The organism is Streptomyces verrucosisporus (genome assembly GCF_017114865.1).
Taxonomy (GTDB): domain Bacteria; phylum Actinomycetota; class Actinomycetes; order Streptomycetales; family Streptomycetaceae; genus Streptomyces; species Streptomyces fenghuangensis.
Genome location: NZ_JADEYH010000009.1, coordinates 102,963 through 122,514 on the forward strand (window position 1 = coordinate 102,963; position 19,552 = coordinate 122,514).

Genomic DNA, 19,552 nt, shown 5'->3' on the forward strand with positions numbered 1-19,552 from the left:
GCCGTCGGGCCCCGTACGCCGGCGCCGGGCCCGTAACATGGAGGGATGACAGGCCGTGGCGATGATCAGCCCGGCGGGCGCGCGACGCACCGGTCGCGCCGCCATCCACGATTCCGGGAGAAGCGCCCCCAGTATGCCCACGCGCCACGACATCCGTAACGTCGCCATCGTCGCCCACGTCGACCACGGCAAGACGACCCTGGTCGACGCCATGCTCAAGCAGGCCGGCGCCTTCGCCGCCCACCAGCTGGAGTCGGTCGACGACCGCGTGATGGACTCCAACGATCTGGAGCGCGAGAAGGGCATCACCATTCTCGCCAAGAACACCGCGGTCAAGTACCACCCCAAGGACGGCGGCGCCCCGGTCACCATCAACATCATCGACACCCCCGGCCACGCCGACTTCGGCGGCGAGGTCGAGCGCGGCCTGTCCATGGTGGACGCGGTGGTGCTGCTGGTGGACGCCTCCGAGGGCCCGCTGCCGCAGACCCGCTTCGTGCTGCGCAAGGCGCTCCAGGCCCGGCTGCCGGTCATCCTGTGCATCAACAAGACCGACCGGCCCGACTCCCGCATCGACGAGGTCGTCGACGAGGCCTACGACCTCTTCCTGGACCTGGACGCGGACGAGGAGCAGATCGAGTTCCCCATCGTCTACGCCTGCGCCCGTGACGGCGTGGCCTCGCTCACCAAGCCGGCCGACGGCACCGTCCCGGCCGACAGCGACAGCCTGGAGCCGTTCTTCTCCACGCTGCTGGAGCACGTCCCGGCCCCCTCCTACGAGGAGGGCGCCCCGCTCCAGGCCCACGTCACCAACCTGGACGCCGACAACTTCCTCGGCCGCATCGCGCTGCTGCGCGTGGCCCACGGGGAGCTGCGCAAGGGCCAGACGGTGGCCTGGATGAAGCGCGACGGCTCGGTGCAGAACGTGCGCATCACCGAGCTGCTGATGACGGAGGCGCTCACCCGCAAGCCGGCCGAGGTGGCGGGCCCGGGAGACATCTGCGCCGTCGCCGGCATCCCGGACATCACCATCGGCGAGACGCTGGCCGACCCGGAGAACCCGGTCGCCCTGCCGCTGATCACCGTCGACGAGCCGGCGATCTCCATGACCATCGGCACCAACACCTCGCCGCTGGTCGGCCGGGGCGGCACCGGCAAGGGCGCGGACGCCAAGTCGGCCGTCAAGGACCGCAAGGTCACCGCCCGCCAGGTCAGGGACCGCCTCGACCGGGAGCTGATCGGCAACGTCTCGCTGCGCGTGCTGGACACCGAGCGCCCCGACGCCTGGGAGGTGCAGGGCCGCGGGGAGCTGGCGCTGGCCATCCTGGTGGAGACCATGCGCCGGGAGGGCTACGAGCTGACCGTCGGCAAGCCGCAGGTGGTGACCAAGGAGGTCGACGGCAAGGTCCACGAGCCGGTCGAGCGCCTGACCATCGACGTGCCCGAGGAGCACATGGGCGCCGTCACGCAGCTCATGGGCACCCGCAAGGGCCGGATGGACAACATGTCCAACCACGGCTCGGGCTGGGTGCGCCTGGAGTTCGTCGTGCCCTCCCGCGGCCTGATCGGCTTCCGCACGGAGTTCCTGACCCAGACCCGCGGCACCGGTATCGCGCACTCCATCCACGAGGGCCACGAGCCCTGGTTCGGAGAGCTGAAGACCCGCAACAACGGCTCGCTCGTAGCGGACCGCGCAGGGGCCGTCACCGCCTTCGCCATGACCAACCTCCAGGAGCGCGGCGTGCTCTTCGTCGAGCCGGGCACCGAGGTGTACGAGGGCATGATCGTCGGTGAGAACTCCCGCTCCGACGACATGGACGTCAACATCACCAAGGAGAAGAAGCTCACCAACATGCGGTCCTCGACCGCCGACGTGACCGAGTCGATCGTCCCGCCGCGCAAGCTGTCGCTGGAGCAGTCCCTGGAGTTCTGCCGTGACGACGAGTGTGTGGAGGTGACCCCGGAAGCCGTGCGCATCCGCAAGGTCGTCCTCGACCACAAGGAGCGCGCCCGCGCCGCTTCCCGGGCCAAGCACGCCTGACACACCCGGCGATTCCTTCCGAAGGGGCGCCGCGGACCACAGCGGTCCGCGGCGCCCCTTCGCGCGGTCCGGGGCCGTCCGGAGCCGTCCGGGACGGCCCGGGGCCCACGGCCCCGGCGGTGTGCGGGAGCCGTGCGGCATCCGGGCGGCCGCCGGAACACTCCGCGAGCCCGTTGGGCGTAGCGGCGGGAAAAGTCTCTTATGAGGTGATATGGCTCCGGAGAGAGGGTGTCCAGGCCCTGAAGGAGGCGCTTGTGCGAGGAGCCGTTCCCACCGCTTTGGCGGCGCGGTGCCGGCGCCCGCCCACGCGTCCGGGGGCGGGCCCGGCGGGCGTGAGCGGGGGGCGCGCGGCAGGTGGCCGGCGCGGACGGTTCCACAGGGCCCCGCCCCCGTCGGCGCGGTGGCGCGGAACGGGCCGGGCGAACATGCCATTGTTTGCCATCGCAACGGCTTTGGTGGTCTTCCGTGCGAGATGGGTCTACGCGCGTCCACTCTTCCGGGGGACATCTCCCGGGTTTCGGGTGTGTCACGAGGAGGCCGTACGCAGTTCAGAACGGCACGTTCGTATATCGGCGCAGCGACGGCTAGGTTGCGGATTCATTAACTCTCTATGGGCCCAAAGTGGCTATATGTCCGACTCTTCTGGAGCTTGTCAAGCACGCTGGGACCTCAATCTGCAAAACCTTCGCTCAAGATGTGCGGAGAGTGGCCAACCGAGGGCCAAGACCTCTTGACTGAGCTGGGAACCGATTGCAAAAGTCCGCTCAGCCCATGGCATTTCCCAGTGCCGAAGAAAGAGCGGGTTCCGCCAACACCCACAGCGCGGGGGCGCAACGCGATGACGAGTCCAACCCAGGCTGCGACAGCCCAGGCCGACAACCCTGGCCCGGACGCCGAGAGCCTGAGCAAAGAGCAGACCGCCGGCAGTGGCGGCCAGCTCGCCGGCCGTTCACCCGGCCAGCTGATGTGGCTGCGCTTCAAGCGCGACCGTGTCGGTGTGATCAGTGCTTTCGTGGTGATCTTCTTCTTCCTGATCGCCGCGCTCGCACCGGTCGTCTCCTGGCTCTACGGCAAGGACCCGTACACGCTGTACGGTCAGGAGCAGTACGAACTGCTGGACGAGTTCGGCTTCCCGGCCGGTCCCAACGGAGGCATCTCCTCCGAGTTCTGGTTCGGCATCGAGCCGGAGCTCGGCCGCGATGTGTTCATGCAGCTGCTGTACGGCATGCGGACATCGCTGTACACCGCTCTCCCGGTGACGATCCTGATGGTGGTCACCGGTGTGCTGATCGGTCTGGTCGGAGGCTACTTCGGCGGGAAGGTCGACTACTGGATCGGCCGGGTCACCGACTTCATGATGGCCCTCCCCAGCCAGCTCACCCTGATCGCGGCGATGCCCGTGGTGGTGGCCGTCTTCGTGTCGCCCGTCGACGAGACCCCGGTCTACGTCCGGGCGTCCGCGATCATCGTCGTCCTGTGGCTCCTCGGGTGGATGGGCATGGCGCGCCTGGTGCGCAGCCAGGCCCTCACCCTGCGCGAACGCGAGTTCGTGGAGGCCGCCAAGGTCTCGGGGGCGTCGCCCTGGCGGATCATCCGCAAGGAGCTGCTGCCGAACCTGGTCACCCCGATCCTGGTGCAGGCCACCTACATGCTCCCCGCGACGATCCTCTCCGTGGCCTTCCTGTCCTTCGTGGGCGTGGGCTACGTGGAGCCGACGCCGGACTGGGGGCGCATGTTCAGGACCGCGGCCAAGATCTACCAGGACAACCCGACGTACATGTTCTTCCCCGGTATCGCCATGGTGATCTTCGTGGTGGCCTTCAACCTTCTCGGCGACTCCGTGCGGGACGCCTTCGACCCCAAGTCCGGACGCTGATCACGTCCATCTGAGGGGGGCTGCCACCCCCGCACCCGGGAGACCGGATGCGACAGGGCAGCAGACGGATCCCAACTGACAGGCAGGTGCACAAGCATCATGAATCCCATCCGATCGCGCACACTGCGAGGTGCGCTCGTCGCCCTCGCCGCCGGCTCGCTGGTGCTGACCGGCTGCGGCAGCGGCAGCGACAACGGCAGCAAGAGCGAGGAGAGCGCCAAGGACAAGGAGGCCGCCAAGGCCCAGTCCGCGGCGGTCGAGTACGGCGACGCCGCCGCCTCCAAGGGCCCGGCCGAGCCGGTCGAGGGCGCCCAGGAGGGGGGCACCATCCGGGTCTACCAGGAGGACGACTTCTCCCACCTGGACCCGGGCCAGATCTACGTCAGCGACGCCGGCCAGCTCTCCGGTCTCATCCACCGCGGTCTGACCACCTACACCCAGGCCGAGGACGGCAGCCTGACCGTCGTGGGCGACCTCGCCACCGACTCGGGCAAGCAGTCCGACGACGGCAAGACCTGGACGTACACGCTCAAGGACGGCATCAAGGACCAGGAAGGTGACCCGATCACCTCCAAGGACATCCGCCACACCATCGAGCGCCTGTACGCCAAGCACATCACCGACGGCCCGACCTACATCCAGCAGTGGCTGTCCGGTGGCCCCGACTACCGCGACGAGCTGCCCGACGGTCCGTACGAGGGCGACCACCTGCCCGACTCCGTCCTGGAGACCCCGGACGAGAAGACGATCGTCTTCCACTTCGAGACCGCGCAGCCCGACCTGCCGCAGGCGCTCGCGATGCCGGGCTACTCCATCGTCCCCGAAGAGGACGACACCAAGGCGAAGTACGACCAGAAGCCCGTGGCGCTCGGCCCGTACAAGATCGCCGACTTCAAGCCCGGCAAGTCCATGAAGCTGGTAAAGAACACCGAGTGGGACCCGAAGACGGACCCCTCCCGCCACCAGTACGTGGACGGCTGGAACATCACGTTCAACCACGACCGCGCGGACCAGACCGAGCGCATCCTGGCCGACCGCGGTGAGTCCGCCAACGCCATCCAGATGAGCGGCTCGGTGGACTCCACCAAGATCAAGCAGGTCATCGAAGAGGCCGACAAGCGCACGATCAAGGGCTACCAGCCCTACGTGTGGCAGCTCAACATGAACATGGACCGCCTCAAGGACAAGAAGGTCCGTGACGCGATCACCCACGCGCTGCCCAACGGCCAGATCCTGCGCCCCGACGGCGGCTCCTACGCCGGTGAGCCGGCCGGCGGTCTGCTCGCCCCGACCCTGCCGGGTTACGAGGACGGCTACGACCCGTACGGCAAGCTCGACAAGCCCAACGGCGACATCGAGAAGGCGAAGCAGCTTCTGAAGGAAGCCGGCAAGGAGGGCATGAAGCTCACCTACGCCTACGCCAACGCCCCGCACCGCCAGAAGCAGGCGGTCATCATCGAGACCGCCCTGGAGAAGGCCGGCTTCGACGTCCAGAAGAAGGACATCGACCCCTCCACCTGGTACGAGCAGGTCGGCAAGGTCGACAACGGCCTGGACATCTACATGACCGGCTGGGGCCAGGACTGGCCGTCGCCCTCCACCGTCATCCCGCCGGTGTACGACGGTGACCAGATCGCCGACGGCGCGTCGAACTACTCGCACATCAACGACAAGCACGTCAACGGCGAGATCGACCGGATCTCCAAGATCCAGGACCCGGAAGAGGCCACCAAGGAGTGGGTCGAGCTGCACAAGTACATCGTGGAAGAGGTCAACCCGGCCGCTCCGCTGTACTACACCAAGCAGCTGCAGATCTACGGCTCCAACATCGGTGGTGCCCGGTACAGCACGGTCAAGAGCTACATCGACCTCACCCAGCTGTACCTGAAGAAGTAACCGGCTCATGAGGTGGGTCCCCGGGGGAGAACCCCCCGGGGACCCGCCCACGGGCTTTCGCTTCGCACGTCCCACCCCCGTCGTCGTTGTCGCCGTGCTGAGAGCTGCGAACCACCACCATGTTTAAATTCCTCATTCGCCGGTCGGTCGGCGCCTTCGTCATCCTGATCCTGATCAGTGCCTTCACCTTCGCCATGTTCTTCGCCATCCCGCAGGACCCGGCCCTGCTGGCGTGCGGCAAGAACTGCACCCCGCAGAACCTGGCGATCATTCACGAGAACCTCGGACTGGACAAGCCGATCACGGCGCAGTACTGGGAGTTCATGAAGGGCATCGTGGCGGGGCGGGACTTCGCCGTCGGCCACTGCGACGCCCCCTGCTTCGGCGTGTCGTTCAACGACGACCGGTTCGTGTGGGACACGATCATCGACCGGCTGCCCCTGACCCTCTCCCTGACCGTCGGCGGCCTGGTCATCTTCCTGACCCTCGGCCTCGGCGCCGGCATGATCGCCGCCCGCAACAAGGGCACCTTCGTCGACAAGGCCTTCAGCTCCGCCTCGCTGGTCCTCAGCTCGATGCAGATCTACTTCCTGGGCCCGATCGTGCTGGGCCTGCTGGTCTACAGCACCGGCTGGCTGTCCTCCCCGAAGTACGTGCCGATCACGGAGAACCCGGTGGCCTGGTTCGTCGGCCTGCTGATCCCGTGGTTCGTGATGTCGCTGATCTTCACCGCGAACTACACCCGTATGTCGCGGTCCACCCTGATCGAGCAGATGCAGGAGGACCACGTCCGCACGGCGAAGGCCAAGGGCATGTCCGAGAAGTACGTCTTCTTCCGGTACGCCTGGCGCGGCTCGCTGACCCCGATCGTCACGATCCTGGGCATCGACCTGGGCGCGCTGCTCGGCGGCGCCATCGTGACCGAGCTGACCTTCAGCCTCGCCGGCGTCGGACGCCTGGCCGTCGAGTCGGTCCTCTACAAGGACCTGCCCCTGACCATGGGCGTCATGCTGGTCAGCGCCGCCTTCATCCTGCTCTGCAACCTCGTCGTGGACGCCGTGTACGGGTTCATCGACCCGCGTGTGCGCCTGTCCTAGGAGAACGACCGTGACCACACTCACCAAGACCGAGGGCGCGCCGTCCCCGACCGGGGCGGGTTCCTTCCTCTCGGTTCGCGACCTCAACGTCCGGTTCTCCACCGAGGACGGCATCGTCAAGGCCGTGAACGACCTCTCCTTCGACGTCGAGCGCGGCAAGACGCTCGGCATCGTGGGCGAGTCCGGCTCCGGGAAGTCGGTCACCAACCTCGCCATCCTGGGCCTGCACAACCCGCGGTCCACGGAGATCACCGGCGAGATCGTCCTGGACGGCCAGGAGCTGACCGGCGCCCCCGAGAAGACGATGGAGGGGCTGCGCGGCAACAAGATGGCGATGATCTTCCAGGATCCGCTGACCGCGCTGTCGCCGTACTACACCATCGGCCGCCAGATCGGGGAGCCCTTCCGCAAGCACACGGGCGCCTCCAAGCGCGAGGCGCGCGAACGCGCCATCGAGATGCTGGAGAAGGTGGGCATCCCCCACCCCAAGACCCGCGTCGACGACTACCCGCACCAGTTCTCGGGCGGTATGCGGCAGCGCGCGATGATCGCCATGGCGCTGGTGTGCGACCCCGATCTGCTGATCGCGGACGAGCCGACCACCGCCCTGGACGTCACCGTCCAGGCCCAGATCCTCGACCTGCTCAAGGATCTCCAGCAGGAGTTCGGGTCGGCGATCATCTTCATCACCCACGACCTCGGCGTGATCGCCGACGTGGCCGACGACATCATGGTGATGTACGGCGGCCGGGCCGTGGAGCGGGGCACCACCGGCGAGGTGCTGCGGGCCCCCCAGCACCCCTACACCTGGGGTCTGCTCAGCTCGATGCCCAGGCTCGGCGGGGATGTGAACCAGAAGCTCCGGCCGATCGAGGGCACTCCGCCCAGCCTGCTCAACCCGCCGTCGGGCTGCCCCTTCCACCCGCGCTGCGAGTTCAGGGACAAGGTCCCCGGCGGTGTCTCCTGCACCGGTGACAGGCCCCTGCTGCCCGAGGGCCGCGGAGCCGCCTGCCACCTGACGCCGGAGCAGAAGCGGACGTACTTCATCGAGCAGATCAAGCCCCGGCTGGGCTAGGGAGCAAGAGACATGAGCGACGAACTCACCCTGACCAGGCCGGCGGAGCCGGCCGTGGGCACAGGCGAGCCCCTGCTGGAGGTCAAGGGGCTGACCAAGCACTTCCCGATCAAGGGCGGCTTCCCGATCAAGCGGACCGTCGGCGCGGTCCAGGCCGTGGACGGGGTCGACATGACCGTGCTCGCGGGCGAGAGCTTCGGCCTCGTCGGCGAGTCCGGCTGCGGCAAGTCCACCACCGGCCGGCTGCTGACCCGGCTGCTGGAGCCGACCGGCGGCACGATCAACTACCGTGGCCGGGACATCACCCACGCCAAGCGCAAGCAGCTGGCGCCCATCCGGTCCGAGATCCAGATGATCTTCCAGGACCCGTACTCCTCGCTGAACCCGCGCCAGACGGTCGGCAAGATCATCGGCGGGCCGATGGAGATCAACGGCATCAACCCGCCCGGAGGACGCGAGAAGCGGGTCCGCGAGCTGCTGGAGATCGTCGGGCTCAACCCCGAGCACTACAACCGCTTCCCGCACGAGTTCTCCGGCGGTCAGCGCCAGCGCATCGGAGTGGCCCGCGCGCTCGCGCTGGAGCCGAAGCTGATCGTGGCCGACGAGCCGGTCTCCGCGCTGGACGTCTCCATCCAGGCGCAGGTCGTCAACCTGCTCCAGCAGGTGCAGCGGGACATGGGCATCGCCTTCGTCTTCATCGCGCACGACCTGGCGGTCGTACGGCACTTCTCGCAGCGTGTCGCGGTGATGTACCTCGGCAAGATCGTGGAGGTCGGGGACCGCGAGTCGATCTACACCCGCCCGAGGCACCCCTACACCCACGCGCTGCTGTCCGCCGTCCCCGAGGCGGTGCTGCGCGACGAGGACGAGACCGGGGGGCGCGAGCGCATCCGCCTCGCCGGCGACGTGCCCTCGCCCATCTCGCCGCCGTCCGGCTGCCGCTTCCGTACCCGCTGCTGGAAGGCGCAGGACAAGTGCGCGACGGAGGCGCCGCCACTGGTGCAGATCGAGGGCAACACCCCCGGTCACCTGACGGCGTGCCACTTCCCGGAGGCCGGGACCATCGAGGGCGGCAGGGAGGTCGTCCTCGACCCGGGCCTGGCCGCCATGGAGCACAGGGACACCGGGACCGCCGGGGCCGCCGACTCCGGCAAGGAGTCCTGAGCGCAGGGCCCCTGAACCCGCACGGACGCCGCCGCGCCCCCTCCCGGGGGGCGCGGCGGCGTCCGTGTCGTGCGGCTGTGCGGTCCGGTGCGGCCCGGTGCGGTCACGCCACGCCCAGCGACCTCTTGAGGAAGGCCACCTGGAGCAGCAGCAGGTTCTCGGCCACCTGCTCCTGCGGGGTCATGTGCGTCACCCCGGACAGCGGCAGTACCTCGTGCATGCGGCCCGCGGCCAGCAGCGCCGAGGACAGCCGCAGGGTGTGGGCGGCCACCACGTTGTCGTCGGCCAGACCGTGGACGATCATCAGCGGCCGGTGCGGGCCGGCCGGCTCCGACAGCCCCTCGTCGGTGACCAGGGAGTTGGCCGCGTACACCTCCGGCCGCTCCTGGGGCGGACCGAGGTAGCGCTCGGTGTAGTGGGTGTCGTACAGCCGCCAGTCGGTGACGGGAGCGCCGGCCACCGCCGCGTGGAAGACGTCGGGGCGGCGCAGCACGGCCAGCGCGGCCAGGTAGCCGCCGTAGGACCAGCCGCGGATGCCGACCCGGCCCAGGTCCAGGGGGTGGTTCTCGGCCAGTGTGCGCAGGGCCTCGACCTGGTCGTCCAGGGTGGTGCCCGCCAGATCGCCCGCGACCGCCTTCTCCCAGGCGGGGGAGTTGCCGGGGGTGCCGCGGCCGTCCGCGACCACCACGGCGAACCCCTGGTCGGCGAACCACTGCGAGGTCAGGTGAGGGTTGTGCGCGGCCACCACGCGCTGGCCGTGCGGGCCGCCGTAGGGGTCCATCAGGACCGGCAGCGCCCCGTCGCCGTCGCGGTACCCGGTGGGCAGCAGTACGGCGGCCGGAATCCGCCGGGCGCCCGCGCGCAGCAGCCGGGGGCGGGCGGTCAGCACGGGCGTCTCGGCGTGGGAGGCGATGACGGCCAGCGGCGTCGGGGCGCCCTTGCCGGTCTCCGGCAGGCGCAGCGCCTCGGCGCGGGCGCCGGGCCGGTCCAGGACCGCGGTGGACAGCACCACGGTGTCCCCGCCGCGGACGGCGGAGGCGATGTGCGCGCCGTCCTCGTGACTCACCCGCTCCCAGCCGCCCTGGTCGCCGCTGCCGCGGAACCAGGCCCGGTAGACGGCGATCTCGCCCACGGGGGAGTCCTCCGGCGCCTCCGGCCCGGCCGAGGCGGAGAACAGCACGTCCTCGTCGCCGACGTCCAGTACCGCGCGTACGTGCAGGGCGGCCGAGGTCAGCGGCCGGTCACCGACCACCAGGACGCGCGCCCCGCCCTCGTCGGCGATCCGCACCAGGCGCCCGTCGGGCGTCCAGACGGGCACGCCGGGGAAGAGCTCCAGCCACGCCGGGTCCTCGTCGGCGTGCAGCGGCGCGGTGCGGCCGGTGGCGGTGTCGACGGTCAGGTAGAGGTGGCTGCGCTGGTCGCGCGACTGGACGAGCAGCAGGGGCGGCCCGGCGGCCGACCAGTGGACGCGCGCGAGGTAGGGGTAGCGGACGCGGTCCCAGACCACCTCGGTGCGGCCCGCCTCCCCGGCCGCCTCCCCGTCCCCGACGTCGAGCAGATGGAGCGTCACCTCGGCGTTGTCCGTGCCGGCGGCAGGGTAGGCCACCTCGGCCGGCTCGCTCTCGGGATCGGCCGGGTCGGCGATCCACCAGCGGCGCACGGGTGAGTCGTCAACCCGGGCGGCCAGCATCCGGGTGCCGTCCGGAGACCACCAGAAACCCCGGGAGCGGTCCATCTCCTCGGCCGCGGCGAACTCCGCCAGGCCCCAGGTCGTACGGCCGCCGCCGCGGGTCTCCTCCGGTCCGGCCACTGCCCGGTCGCCCCCGCCGCCGAGGTCCGCCACGCGCAGGGCGCCGTCCGCCACATAGGCGACGCGCCGGCCGCCCGGACAGGGGCGGGGGTCCACCACCGGGGTGGGGGTGGACAGCTCGCGTACGGCGGCCGTGCGCAGGTCGGCGGTGAACAGCCGCCCGGACAGGGCGAAGGCCGCGGTCTCCACCGCGGAGTCGGTCGCGTAGCCGACCACCCCGGCCGACCCCTCGCGGCTCCGCTCGCGCCGGGCGCGCTCCTCGGGCGAGAGCTCCTCGTCCGCGCCGCCGAGCAGCTCCGCCGGATCGGCCACCGCGCGCTCCCGGCCCCCGTCCCCGCCCAAGCCGGGCTCGCCGGGGCCGCCGAGTTCCCGCACCCACAGCAGGTTCGCCCGGTCGGTGCCGCCGCGGGAGCGGAGGAAGACGATCCGGGAGCCGTCCGGGGCCACGGTGAAGGCGCGCGGCGCCCCCAGGGTGAAGCGCTGCGTTCTGGCGTACTGGCGTGGAAACGACATGACCATGGGGCGAGCGTACGGCGTCGCGCGGCCGTGCTCCCGCGGTGCGCCCGTCACCGGTCCCCGGGCGTCCCCCACGCGTCTTCCGGGGGGCCGTCCCGGAGCCCCGGAAGGGCCTGCGGCCGGTCGGGGGAAGGGGACGTGTCCAAGGTCACACGGGTGTGCGCCCCTCTTCTGCACCCGTGCACCGATCCGTGCCGACTCACGGAAAGTTATGATCCGTTGCGCATGGTTCGCGGCGGGGTATGTAGCTTCAGAACTGCCCTGTCGTACAGGCATCCTGATTCCGTGTCGACTGCGCGCTCTTGGAGGTGAACCGCCGTGGCACTCTCGATTTCGGCGGTGGTGCTGCTGGCGATCATCGTCTTCCTGCTGATCAAGAAATCAGGGCTGAAGACCGGACACGCACTGGTCTGCATGCTCCTGGGCTTCTACATGGCCAGCTCGTCGATCGCTCCCACCATCAGCGAACTGACATCGAACGTCGCCGGCATGATCGGCAGCATCAAGTTCTGACACCGGCGGCGTAGGCTCGCCCTCATGACCGAGCTTCCCGCGCGCCGCCTGATGCTGGTCCACGCGCACCCCGACGACGAGTCGATCACCAACGGCGTCACCATGGCCCGATACGCCGCCGAGGGTGCGCTGGTCACCCTGGTGACCTGCACGCTGGGGGAGGAGGGCGAGGTCATCCCGCCGGCCCTGGCGCACCTCGCGGCCGACCGTGAGGACGGACTGGGGCCGCACCGGATCGGCGAGCTGCGGCATGCCATGCGGGAGCTGGGTGTGGCCGACCACCGCTTCCTGGGCGGCCCCGGCCGCTACCGGGACTCGGGGATGTTCGGCACCCCGGCCAACGAGCGCCCCGACTGCTTCTGGCGGGCGGACGTCGACGAGGCCGCATCACACCTCGTCGAGGAGATCCGCCAGGTGCGCCCCCAGGTGCTGATCACCTACGACCCGAACGGCGGATACGGCCACCCCGACCACATCCAGGCCCACCGGGTCGCGATGCGCGCGGTGGAGCTGGCGGCCGATCCCGCGTACCGCACGGAGCGGGAGGGGAAGCCTCACCGGGTCGGGCGCGTCTACTGGAACTGCGCGGCGCGCTCGGCGGTCGAGGAGGGCTTCGCCCGTCTGCGCGCCCCGGGCGGCACCCCCTTCCCGGAACTCGCCTCGGCCGGGGACGTCCCCGGTGTGGTGGAGGACGCGGAGGTGGACGCCGTCGTCGAGGGAGGCGAGGCGGAGGCCGCCGCCAAGGCCGCGGCGATGCGCGCCCACGCCACCCAGATCATGGTGGCCGACTCCCCGTCCGGGTCACCGGAGTCCTTCGCCCTGTCCAACAGGCTCGGTCAGCCGCTGCTGCACACCGAGCACTTCCGGCTGGCCGACGGCACGGGGGGCCCCGGCAGGCCGCTGCGCGACCTCTTCGAGGGGCTGGTGGGGACGGCCGGGGGCGCGGAGGAAGCGAGGTGAGGGCGCGCGGGGCGCGTATCGCCGTATACGCCGTACTGGCCGTGCTGGGCGGCGCGGTGGCCGTCGCGGGCGCCCTCGTCCAGGCCGGCTGGTTCCCGCTGGGCCCGCTGCTGGCGCTCGGCGGTTCCGTGGCGCTGTTCTACGGCGGCGCGCGGCTGACGGGCACGAGGGTCGGAGCGGCGGCTCCGGGGGCCGGCTGGACGCTGGTGGTGCTGCCGCTGACCACGTCGCGTCCCGAGGGCGACTTCGTGTTCGGCACCGGGGGAGGCACCTACTTCTTCCTGCTGGGCGGGATGTTCGCCGCTGTGGTGTGCGCCACGATCACCCCCTCCGGGCAGCTTCCGCCGACGGGAACCACGGGCCCGGCGGATCTCGTGAAGGGACGGTGAAACGACCGGAGGCGGTCGGTCTCCGGTCGACAACCGGCCCCCGAGTGGCCGAGAATCCGCGCGGCGATGTGCCGGCGCGGCATTCGCACACAAGGTCCGCCGGTGCGGTGATTCGGCACTCCCGGGACCCGGGGCGGTCGGCCCCCAGTAAGGTGGTGCGCGCCGGCGAGCCGCTCGTGCGAGCCGATCGGAACCATGACGGGCGGCGAATCCAACCGGGAGATCCTGCATTGAGCCGTGAAACTGACAGTCCGTCCTCCGGGCCCCAGGCGCGGGGCGGTACCGCCCACCCGCCGGGGGGCGAGCCGTACGCCGCACCGGCGGGCGAGCCCACCGCGCAGCCGGGCGAGCCGAAGACCGAGACCACGCTGACCACCCGCATCCGGATCAACATCCCGGGTTCCCGCCCCATCCCGCCCGTCGTCGTGCGCAAGCCCGTCGGCGAGGCCGGGGGCGACAACGGCGGTGAGACGTCCGGCGCCGACGGGAACACGGCGGGGCCGGGCGGTCCGTCGGGTACCGCGAACGGCGCGGCACCGTCCACGGCGGGCGCCCCGGGACCGAACGGGGCGCCGGGCAAGCCGGATTCGACCGCTTCCGGGAGCCCCTCGGCCAACGGGGGCGGAAAGCCGACCAGTTCGTGGTTCTCCCCGCGCAAGCCTCCGTCCGGCGGCGCGCCCGCCCCGGGGGCCGAGGCCCCCGCGGGACCGCCGCGGCAGCGCACCGACACCCCGTCCCACGGCTTCCCGGCCGACCGGGTGGACGCCACCGGCCCGATCGGTGCCGTCCGCCCGGGCGGCGCGCCGCCGTCCGGCCCGGAGGGCACCCCGCCGCACGGCTTCCCCGCCGCGCCGCCGGCCCGGGGCGAGGGCCCCAGCGGGCCGACCACCGGGCCGGCCACCGGCGGGATGCCGCTGCCGCCGCCGGGGTTCCGGCAGCAGGGCGGCGCCGTGCCGCCGCCCGGCCCGGGCGACACCGGGCCGCGGCCCACCGTGTCCCCGGCCCCGAGCCCCGTCACCGCGCCCGAGCCGCCGCGCACCGGCGGACCGGCACCGGACCTCGGCGGCCCCGCCGGCGGACCCGGTTTCCCGGCGGATCCGGAGGCGGTCCCCAGCCCCTTCGAGGGGCAGGACACCTTCGAAGGCCAGGATCCGTTCGACGGGCAGGGTCCCGGCCCCTCCCACGGCAGGGTCTCCGGTGACACCCTCGTCAGCGGCATCCCGCGGGTGCCCGCGGCCGACGACGACGGCCGGCCCGCCCCCCCGGCGGACGACCACGGCGCCCGGCCGCCCGCCCCCGCACCCGCCCCCGCCAAGCGGGGCCGCTCCAAGCTGGTCCTGCTCGGCGTCGCCGCCTTCGGCGTGCTCGGCATCGCGTACGGCGCCGGCCTGCTGCTGGACCACGCCGACGTTCCCAACGGCACCACCGTGCTCGGTGTCGACATCGGCGGCACGGGCAAGGACGAGGCGATGAACAAGCTCGACGCCGTTCTCGGAGAGCGGGCCCGCATGCCACTGGTCCTGGAGGTGGAGGGCGAGCAGAAGACGCTCAAGCCGAGCGTCGCGGGCCTGTCGCTGGACACCGAGAACACCGTGCGGGGCGCCTCGGGCCGGGACTACAACCCCGTCTCCGTGATCGGGACGCTCCTCGGCGGCGCCCGGCAGGCCGAGCCGGTCTTCAAGGTCGACGAGGAGAAGCTCACGGCGGCGCTGAAGGACCTGACCGGATCGTCCGGCGGCGGCGCGCCGCAGGACGGGACGGTGAAGTTCACCGGCGGCAAGGCCGTCGGCGTCCCCGGCAAGCCGTACAAGCAGGTCGACGCCGGCAAGGGCGCGGACATGCTGGAGGACGCCTACCGGACGCAGGTCGCCACCGGCAGGGGTGAGGCCGTCGAACTGCCGGTCGCCCTCCAGCAGCCCTCGGTCGACCGGAAGGAGATCGACCGGGCGATCCGGGAGTTCGGCGAGCCGGCGATGTCCGGACTGGTCACGGTGAGGGCGGGCGACAGGTCGATCCCGTTCAGCCCCACGGGGTCGCTGCCGAAGTTCCTGTCCATGAAGCCGGTGAACGGCAAGCTCGTGGACACCTACGACCTCAAGGTGCTCGAGGAGCTGTACGGCAGCACCTTCGACGGCGTCCTGATCACCCGAGGCAACGGGTCCAAGACGCCGGTCACCCCCCAGGACGTCGTCGGCGCGCTGCGCGAGGCGCTCCGCGAGACGGATCCGGCCAAGCGGGTCGGCGTCATCGAACTCGACCCGCGGTAGCGGGCGGGGCGGACCCCGGCCTCCGGCCGTCACCGAAGCCGCGCCGGCCGGGGCCCGCCCCGGCCGGCGCGGCTGGTGCCGCGTGGGTCGGGGTTCACCCCGCTCACCGCCCCCTGCCGGGGGCGCACCCGTGCCGCGTTGGCCCAAAGCCCGGGCGGGACGAGTACACGCGGCTTCCGGCCGTCCGGCCATCGCGTCCCCTCGGCTCCTCGGCCCTGCGGGCCCGGGGAGGCCCCGGCACCCGGGGGGCTCCCGGCCGGATGCCGGGATGCCGGGGAGGGGAGCCCCGCCACCGGGCAGACCCTGCCCGACACGGCACTAGTTGAGCCGGGAGCGGGCCGCCCGCGCCTCGCGGCGCACGGTGACCGCGGCGTTGGGCTCCATGGCGGCGACCATGTCGGCGTACTCCTCCAGCTCCCGCGCGCCGCCGGTGAAGTCGCCCCGCTCCACCAGCAGCCGCGCCCGCTCGTAGCGCAGCCGGGCCGGGTGATGTGGCAGCAGCAGGGACAGTTCCACCGCCCACAGCTGGACGTCGGTGTGCTCGGGGCGGGCAGCCGCCCACGCGCGGATGTTGTTCAGCACCCGCAGCACGATCTCCACCGGGCCGGCCGGCTGGAGCATCGCCTCCGACAGCGGCGTTCCCGCCGTGCTCGCCACCAGCAGTTCGACGTCCTGCCCGGTCAGCGGCAGACCGCCCGCGAAGGGGTCGGCGAGGACGTGCTCGCCGCGGGGATCGCCGAAGCCGACCACGAAGTGCCCGGGCAGGGCGACCCCGTACACCGGCGCGCCCGCCCGGCGCGCGACCTCCATCCACACCACCGACAGCAGGATCGGCAGCCCGCGCCGCCGCCTGAGCACCTCGTTCAGCAGCGAGGAATCCAGCCGGCGGTAGTCGGCGGGCACGCCCCGGAAGCCATGGCGCCCGCCGAGCAGTTCGGCCAGGGCGTGCGCCCACTGCGCGGGGGTGCGCGAGGGGGCGTACGGCAGCAGGCCCGTCAGCCGGTCCAGTTCGATCTGGGCGGCGTCGACGAGGCCGTCCACGCCCTTGCCGCCCTCCGTGCGTATGCCGGGGTCGGCCTCGGCGCCGATCAGCAGGCACAGCAGCGCCAGGTCGGGCCGTTCGGCCCGCGCGGCCCGTGCGAAGCGGTCCCGCGCCGAGTCGGTTCCCGCGGTGTCCGGACTGTCCATCAGGCCCTCCCTGCCCGGCTCAGCCGCGCGGCGCCCGGCGGTAGTGGTAGGAGTGGTGGTCGGCGAAGCCCATCCTGGCGTACATCGCCCGTGCGGCGGTGTTCTCCGGCTCGACCTGGAGGTAGGCGGCCGAGGCCCCCTCCGCCAGCGCGGCGCGGGCCAGCTCGGCCATCACCGCCGTGGCCAGCCCTTCGCGCCGGCGCCCGGGGGCGGTCTCGACGGCGGCGAACCCAGCCCACCGGCCGTCCACCACGCACCGCCCGATGGCCGCCGGGGCGCCGGAGGGGGCATCGCCCGGCACGGTGGCGAACCACACCGACGGGCCGCCGGCCAGTACCTTCAGCGCGTCGCCGGCCGTGTCCGGGGTCCCGCGGCCGTAGGCGGACAGCCAGGCGGCGTCCGGCCGCCGCGACAGCCGGACCCGGTCGTCCGGCTCGCGGTCGGCCAGCGGCGCGAGCGCCCCGGTGCAGAGGACCGCGAACCGCTCGGCCGCCCAGCCGCGCCGCTCCAGCCCGTCGGCCAGCAGTTCGTCGGCCCCGGCCGCGCCCGTCGCGATCTGGACCAGCGCGGGCAGCCCGCGCCCGCCGTACCAGCGCACGACCTCGGCCAGGGCGGAGTCCAGGTCCGTGCCGGGGTCGCCCAGGGGGAGGACGGAGTTGGCGCGGCCGGTGAAGCCGCCGGAGGCGCGCAGCAGCCATCCGCCCAGGCGGGCGGTCTCCACCGCGGGCCAGCCCCGCGCTGCCGCCTCCGCCAGCTCCCGCACCCCCGCCGCCGGGCCGCGGCGGCGGGCGGGCTCGGCGGGCACGGTCTTCCCCGCCACCAGGGCCGACTCCTCGATCGCCACGCTCTGTCCGCCACGCCGTGTGATGGAGAGCACACCGTCCTTCCAGGATGTGAGAACACCGACCGTGTCGGTGAAGGCGGCACCGGCGTCCGCGGATCCGGTCAGACTGCGCACGGAGACACGTTTCCCCACGTCGTCGGCGCTGATGCGAAGCTCGAGTCGTCCGCCCACGGTGAACTCCACGGTCGTTGTCACCCCTCCTGTTCGTCTCCTGCCCGGGAACGGAGATACTAGGGGCGGGCATCGACGACGCCGCGCTCCCGCGCGCCATGCGGCTCAGCCACAACCGGACCGGCTGCCCGCGCCCTACCGAGGAGGAACGACAGCGTGACCTACGTCATCGCGCAGCCTTGTGTGGACCTGAAGGACAAGGCATGCATCGAGGAGTGCCCCGTCGACTGCATCTACGAGGGCCAGCGGTCCTTGTACATCCACCCGGACGAATGCGTCGACTGCGGGGCCTGTGAGCCGGTCTGCCCGGTCGAGGCGATCTTCTACGAGGACGACGTCCCGGAGGAGTGGAAGGACTACTACAAGGCCAACGTCGAGTTCTTCGACGAGCTGGGCTCGCCCGGCGGCGCCAGCAAGCTCGGCCTGATCGAGCGCGACCACCCCTTCGTCGCCGCGCTCCCGCCGCAGAGTCACGACGAGTGACCCCGCGCCACCCGCAGCACTGACCCCGGTCCCGTACGGCCCCGCCGCCGTGCGGGACCGGGGCTTTTCCAGGAAAGAGAGCGAAGCCAAGTGCCACCCCTGTCCTCCCGCCTGCCGGTCTTCCCGTGGGACCGGCTGGAGCCGTACAAGAAGACCGCGGCCGAACACCCCGACGGCATCGTGGACCTCTCCGTGGGCACCCCCGTCGACCCGGTGCCCGAGGTGGTCCGCCGGGCGCTGGCCGGGGCCGCCGACAGCCCCGGCTACCCGACGGTCTGGGGCACGGAGGAGCTGCGGGACGCGATCGTGGGCTGGAGCGAGCGGCGGCTGGGCGCGCGGGGTCTGGCGCACACCCACGTCCTGCCGGTCGTCGGCTCCAAGGAACTGGTGGCCTGGCTGCCGATCCAGCTCGGCATCGGGGGCGGGCCGGCCACCGGGGACAAGGTGGCGTACCCGCGGCTGGCGTACCCGACGTACGAGGTGGGGGCGCGGCTGGCGGGCGCCGAGCCGGTCGTCTACGACGAGTCGCCGCGCGAACTGGACCCCGAGGGCCTGCGGCTGCTGTGGCTGAACTCCCCCTCCAACCCGACCGGCCGGGTGCTGCCCGGGGAGGAACTGAGGGCCACCGTCGCCTGGGCGCGCGAGCACGGGGTGCTGGTCTTCAGCGACGAGTGCTACCTGGAGCTGGGCTGGGAGGCCGAACCGGTCTCCGTCCTCCACCCGGACGTCTGCGGCGGCAGCCACGAGGGCATCGTCGCCGTCCACTCGCTGTCCAAGCGCTCCAACCTGGCCGGCTACCGGGCGGCGTTCCTGGTCGGGGACGAGGCGGTCCTGGAGGAGCTGCTGCGGGTGCGCAAGCACGGCGGGATGATGGTGCCCGCCCCGGTGCAGGCCGCCACGGTGGCGGCGCTCGGCGACGACGCGCACGTGGCCGAGCAGCGCGAGCGCTACGCGGCACGGCGCGCGGCGCTGCGCACGGCGCTCGAGGCGAGCGGTTTCCGGATCGAGCACAGCGAGGCCTCGCTGTACCTGTGGGCGACGCGCGACGAGCCCTGCTGGGACACGGTCGGGGAGCTGGCCCGGCGCGGTGTGCTGGTCGCGCCCGGCGACTTCTACGGCCCCGCGGGCGAGCGGTTCGTACGGGTCGCCTTCACGGCCACCGACGAGCGCGTCGGGGAGGCGGTGCGGCGCCTGACCGCGTGAGGTGCGCGGGGAAACGGGCGGGCCCGGGGATCGCACGATCCCCGGGCCCGCCCGTCCGC

The 19,552-nt window shown here is 72.0% G+C and carries 15 protein-coding genes; 12 read left to right on the forward strand and 3 right to left on the reverse strand.

Annotated features, from left to right (window positions below; all coding sequences use genetic code 11):
• The first annotated feature begins 133 nt into the window (after positions 1-133).
• From typA to IQ279_RS12795, 6 genes are all read left to right on the forward strand, one after another.
• Positions 134-2,041: a translational GTPase TypA gene (typA, locus tag IQ279_RS12770; RefSeq protein WP_206348557.1), complete on the forward strand. Its 1,908-nt coding sequence runs from the start codon at positions 134-136 to the stop codon at positions 2,039-2,041.
• 838 nt (positions 2,042-2,879) lie between these two features.
• Complete coding sequence (locus IQ279_RS12775) at positions 2,880-3,917, forward strand: ABC transporter permease (RefSeq protein WP_206348559.1); 1,038 nt, start codon at positions 2,880-2,882, stop codon at positions 3,915-3,917.
• A gap of 99 nt (positions 3,918-4,016) precedes the next feature.
• The gene (locus IQ279_RS12780) at positions 4,017-5,813 is read left to right on the forward strand and encodes an ABC transporter substrate-binding protein (protein ID WP_206348561.1); all 1,797 of its coding nucleotides are present in this window, start codon (positions 4,017-4,019) and stop codon (positions 5,811-5,813) included.
• A gap of 119 nt (positions 5,814-5,932) precedes the next feature.
• Complete coding sequence (locus IQ279_RS12785) at positions 5,933-6,910, forward strand: ABC transporter permease (protein WP_206348563.1); 978 nt, start codon at positions 5,933-5,935, stop codon at positions 6,908-6,910.
• 10 nt (positions 6,911-6,920) lie between these two features.
• Complete coding sequence (locus tag IQ279_RS12790; protein WP_206348565.1) at positions 6,921-7,985, forward strand: ABC transporter ATP-binding protein; 1,065 nt, start codon at positions 6,921-6,923, stop codon at positions 7,983-7,985.
• Between the two features lie 12 nt (positions 7,986-7,997).
• Positions 7,998-9,149, forward strand: coding sequence for an ABC transporter ATP-binding protein (locus IQ279_RS12795; protein WP_206348575.1), 1,152 nt, complete (start codon positions 7,998-8,000; stop codon positions 9,147-9,149).
• A gap of 103 nt (positions 9,150-9,252) precedes the next feature.
• Here the strand turns inward: IQ279_RS12795 and IQ279_RS12800 are convergent, their stop codons facing one another.
• A complete protein-coding gene (locus IQ279_RS12800) occupies positions 9,253-11,472 on the reverse strand; it encodes a S9 family peptidase (RefSeq protein WP_241028015.1) in 2,220 nt (739 codons plus the stop codon).
• A gap of 321 nt (positions 11,473-11,793) precedes the next feature.
• On the opposite strand from IQ279_RS12800, the gene IQ279_RS12805 reads away from it, so the two are divergent.
• The 4 genes from IQ279_RS12805 to IQ279_RS12820 all read left to right on the forward strand — a co-directional run bounded on the left by IQ279_RS12805 (position 11,794) and on the right by IQ279_RS12820 (position 15,604).
• On the forward strand, positions 11,794-11,988 hold the full coding sequence (locus IQ279_RS12805) for a hypothetical protein (RefSeq protein WP_093661216.1): 195 nt from the start codon (positions 11,794-11,796) through the stop codon (positions 11,986-11,988).
• Between the two features lie 24 nt (positions 11,989-12,012).
• The gene (gene mshB / locus IQ279_RS12810; RefSeq protein WP_206348587.1) at positions 12,013-12,948 is read left to right on the forward strand and encodes an N-acetyl-1-D-myo-inositol-2-amino-2-deoxy-alpha-D-glucopyranoside deacetylase; all 936 of its coding nucleotides are present in this window, start codon (positions 12,013-12,015) and stop codon (positions 12,946-12,948) included.
• Positions 12,945-13,337: a DUF6113 family protein gene (locus IQ279_RS12815; protein ID WP_307792331.1), complete on the forward strand. Its 393-nt coding sequence runs from the start codon at positions 12,945-12,947 to the stop codon at positions 13,335-13,337. The genes mshB and IQ279_RS12815 overlap by 4 nt, the downstream gene beginning before the upstream one ends.
• Before the next feature lie 230 nt (positions 13,338-13,567).
• Complete coding sequence (locus IQ279_RS12820) at positions 13,568-15,604, forward strand: peptidoglycan binding domain-containing protein (protein WP_206348596.1); 2,037 nt, start codon at positions 13,568-13,570, stop codon at positions 15,602-15,604.
• 318 nt (positions 15,605-15,922) lie between these two features.
• Here the strand turns inward: IQ279_RS12820 and IQ279_RS12825 are convergent, their stop codons facing one another.
• Positions 15,923-16,792, reverse strand: coding sequence for a transglutaminase family protein (locus IQ279_RS12825; protein WP_206348598.1), 870 nt, complete (start codon positions 16,790-16,792; stop codon positions 15,923-15,925).
• A gap of 19 nt (positions 16,793-16,811) precedes the next feature.
• Positions 16,812-17,819 (reverse strand): GNAT family N-acetyltransferase, encoded by a 1,008-nt coding sequence (locus tag IQ279_RS12830; RefSeq protein ID WP_206348725.1) that lies wholly within the window; start codon positions 17,817-17,819, stop codon positions 16,812-16,814.
• Between the two features lie 144 nt (positions 17,820-17,963).
• Between IQ279_RS12830 and fdxA the strand changes: the two genes are divergently transcribed.
• Both fdxA and dapC read left to right on the forward strand, forming a co-directional pair.
• Entirely contained in the window at positions 17,964-18,290 is a 327-nt protein-coding gene (gene fdxA, locus IQ279_RS12835) for a ferredoxin (RefSeq protein WP_093661226.1), read from the forward strand.
• A gap of 90 nt (positions 18,291-18,380) precedes the next feature.
• On the forward strand, positions 18,381-19,493 hold the full coding sequence (gene dapC / locus IQ279_RS12840) for a succinyldiaminopimelate transaminase (protein WP_206348600.1): 1,113 nt from the start codon (positions 18,381-18,383) through the stop codon (positions 19,491-19,493).
• Positions 19,494-19,552 lie beyond the last annotated feature (59 nt).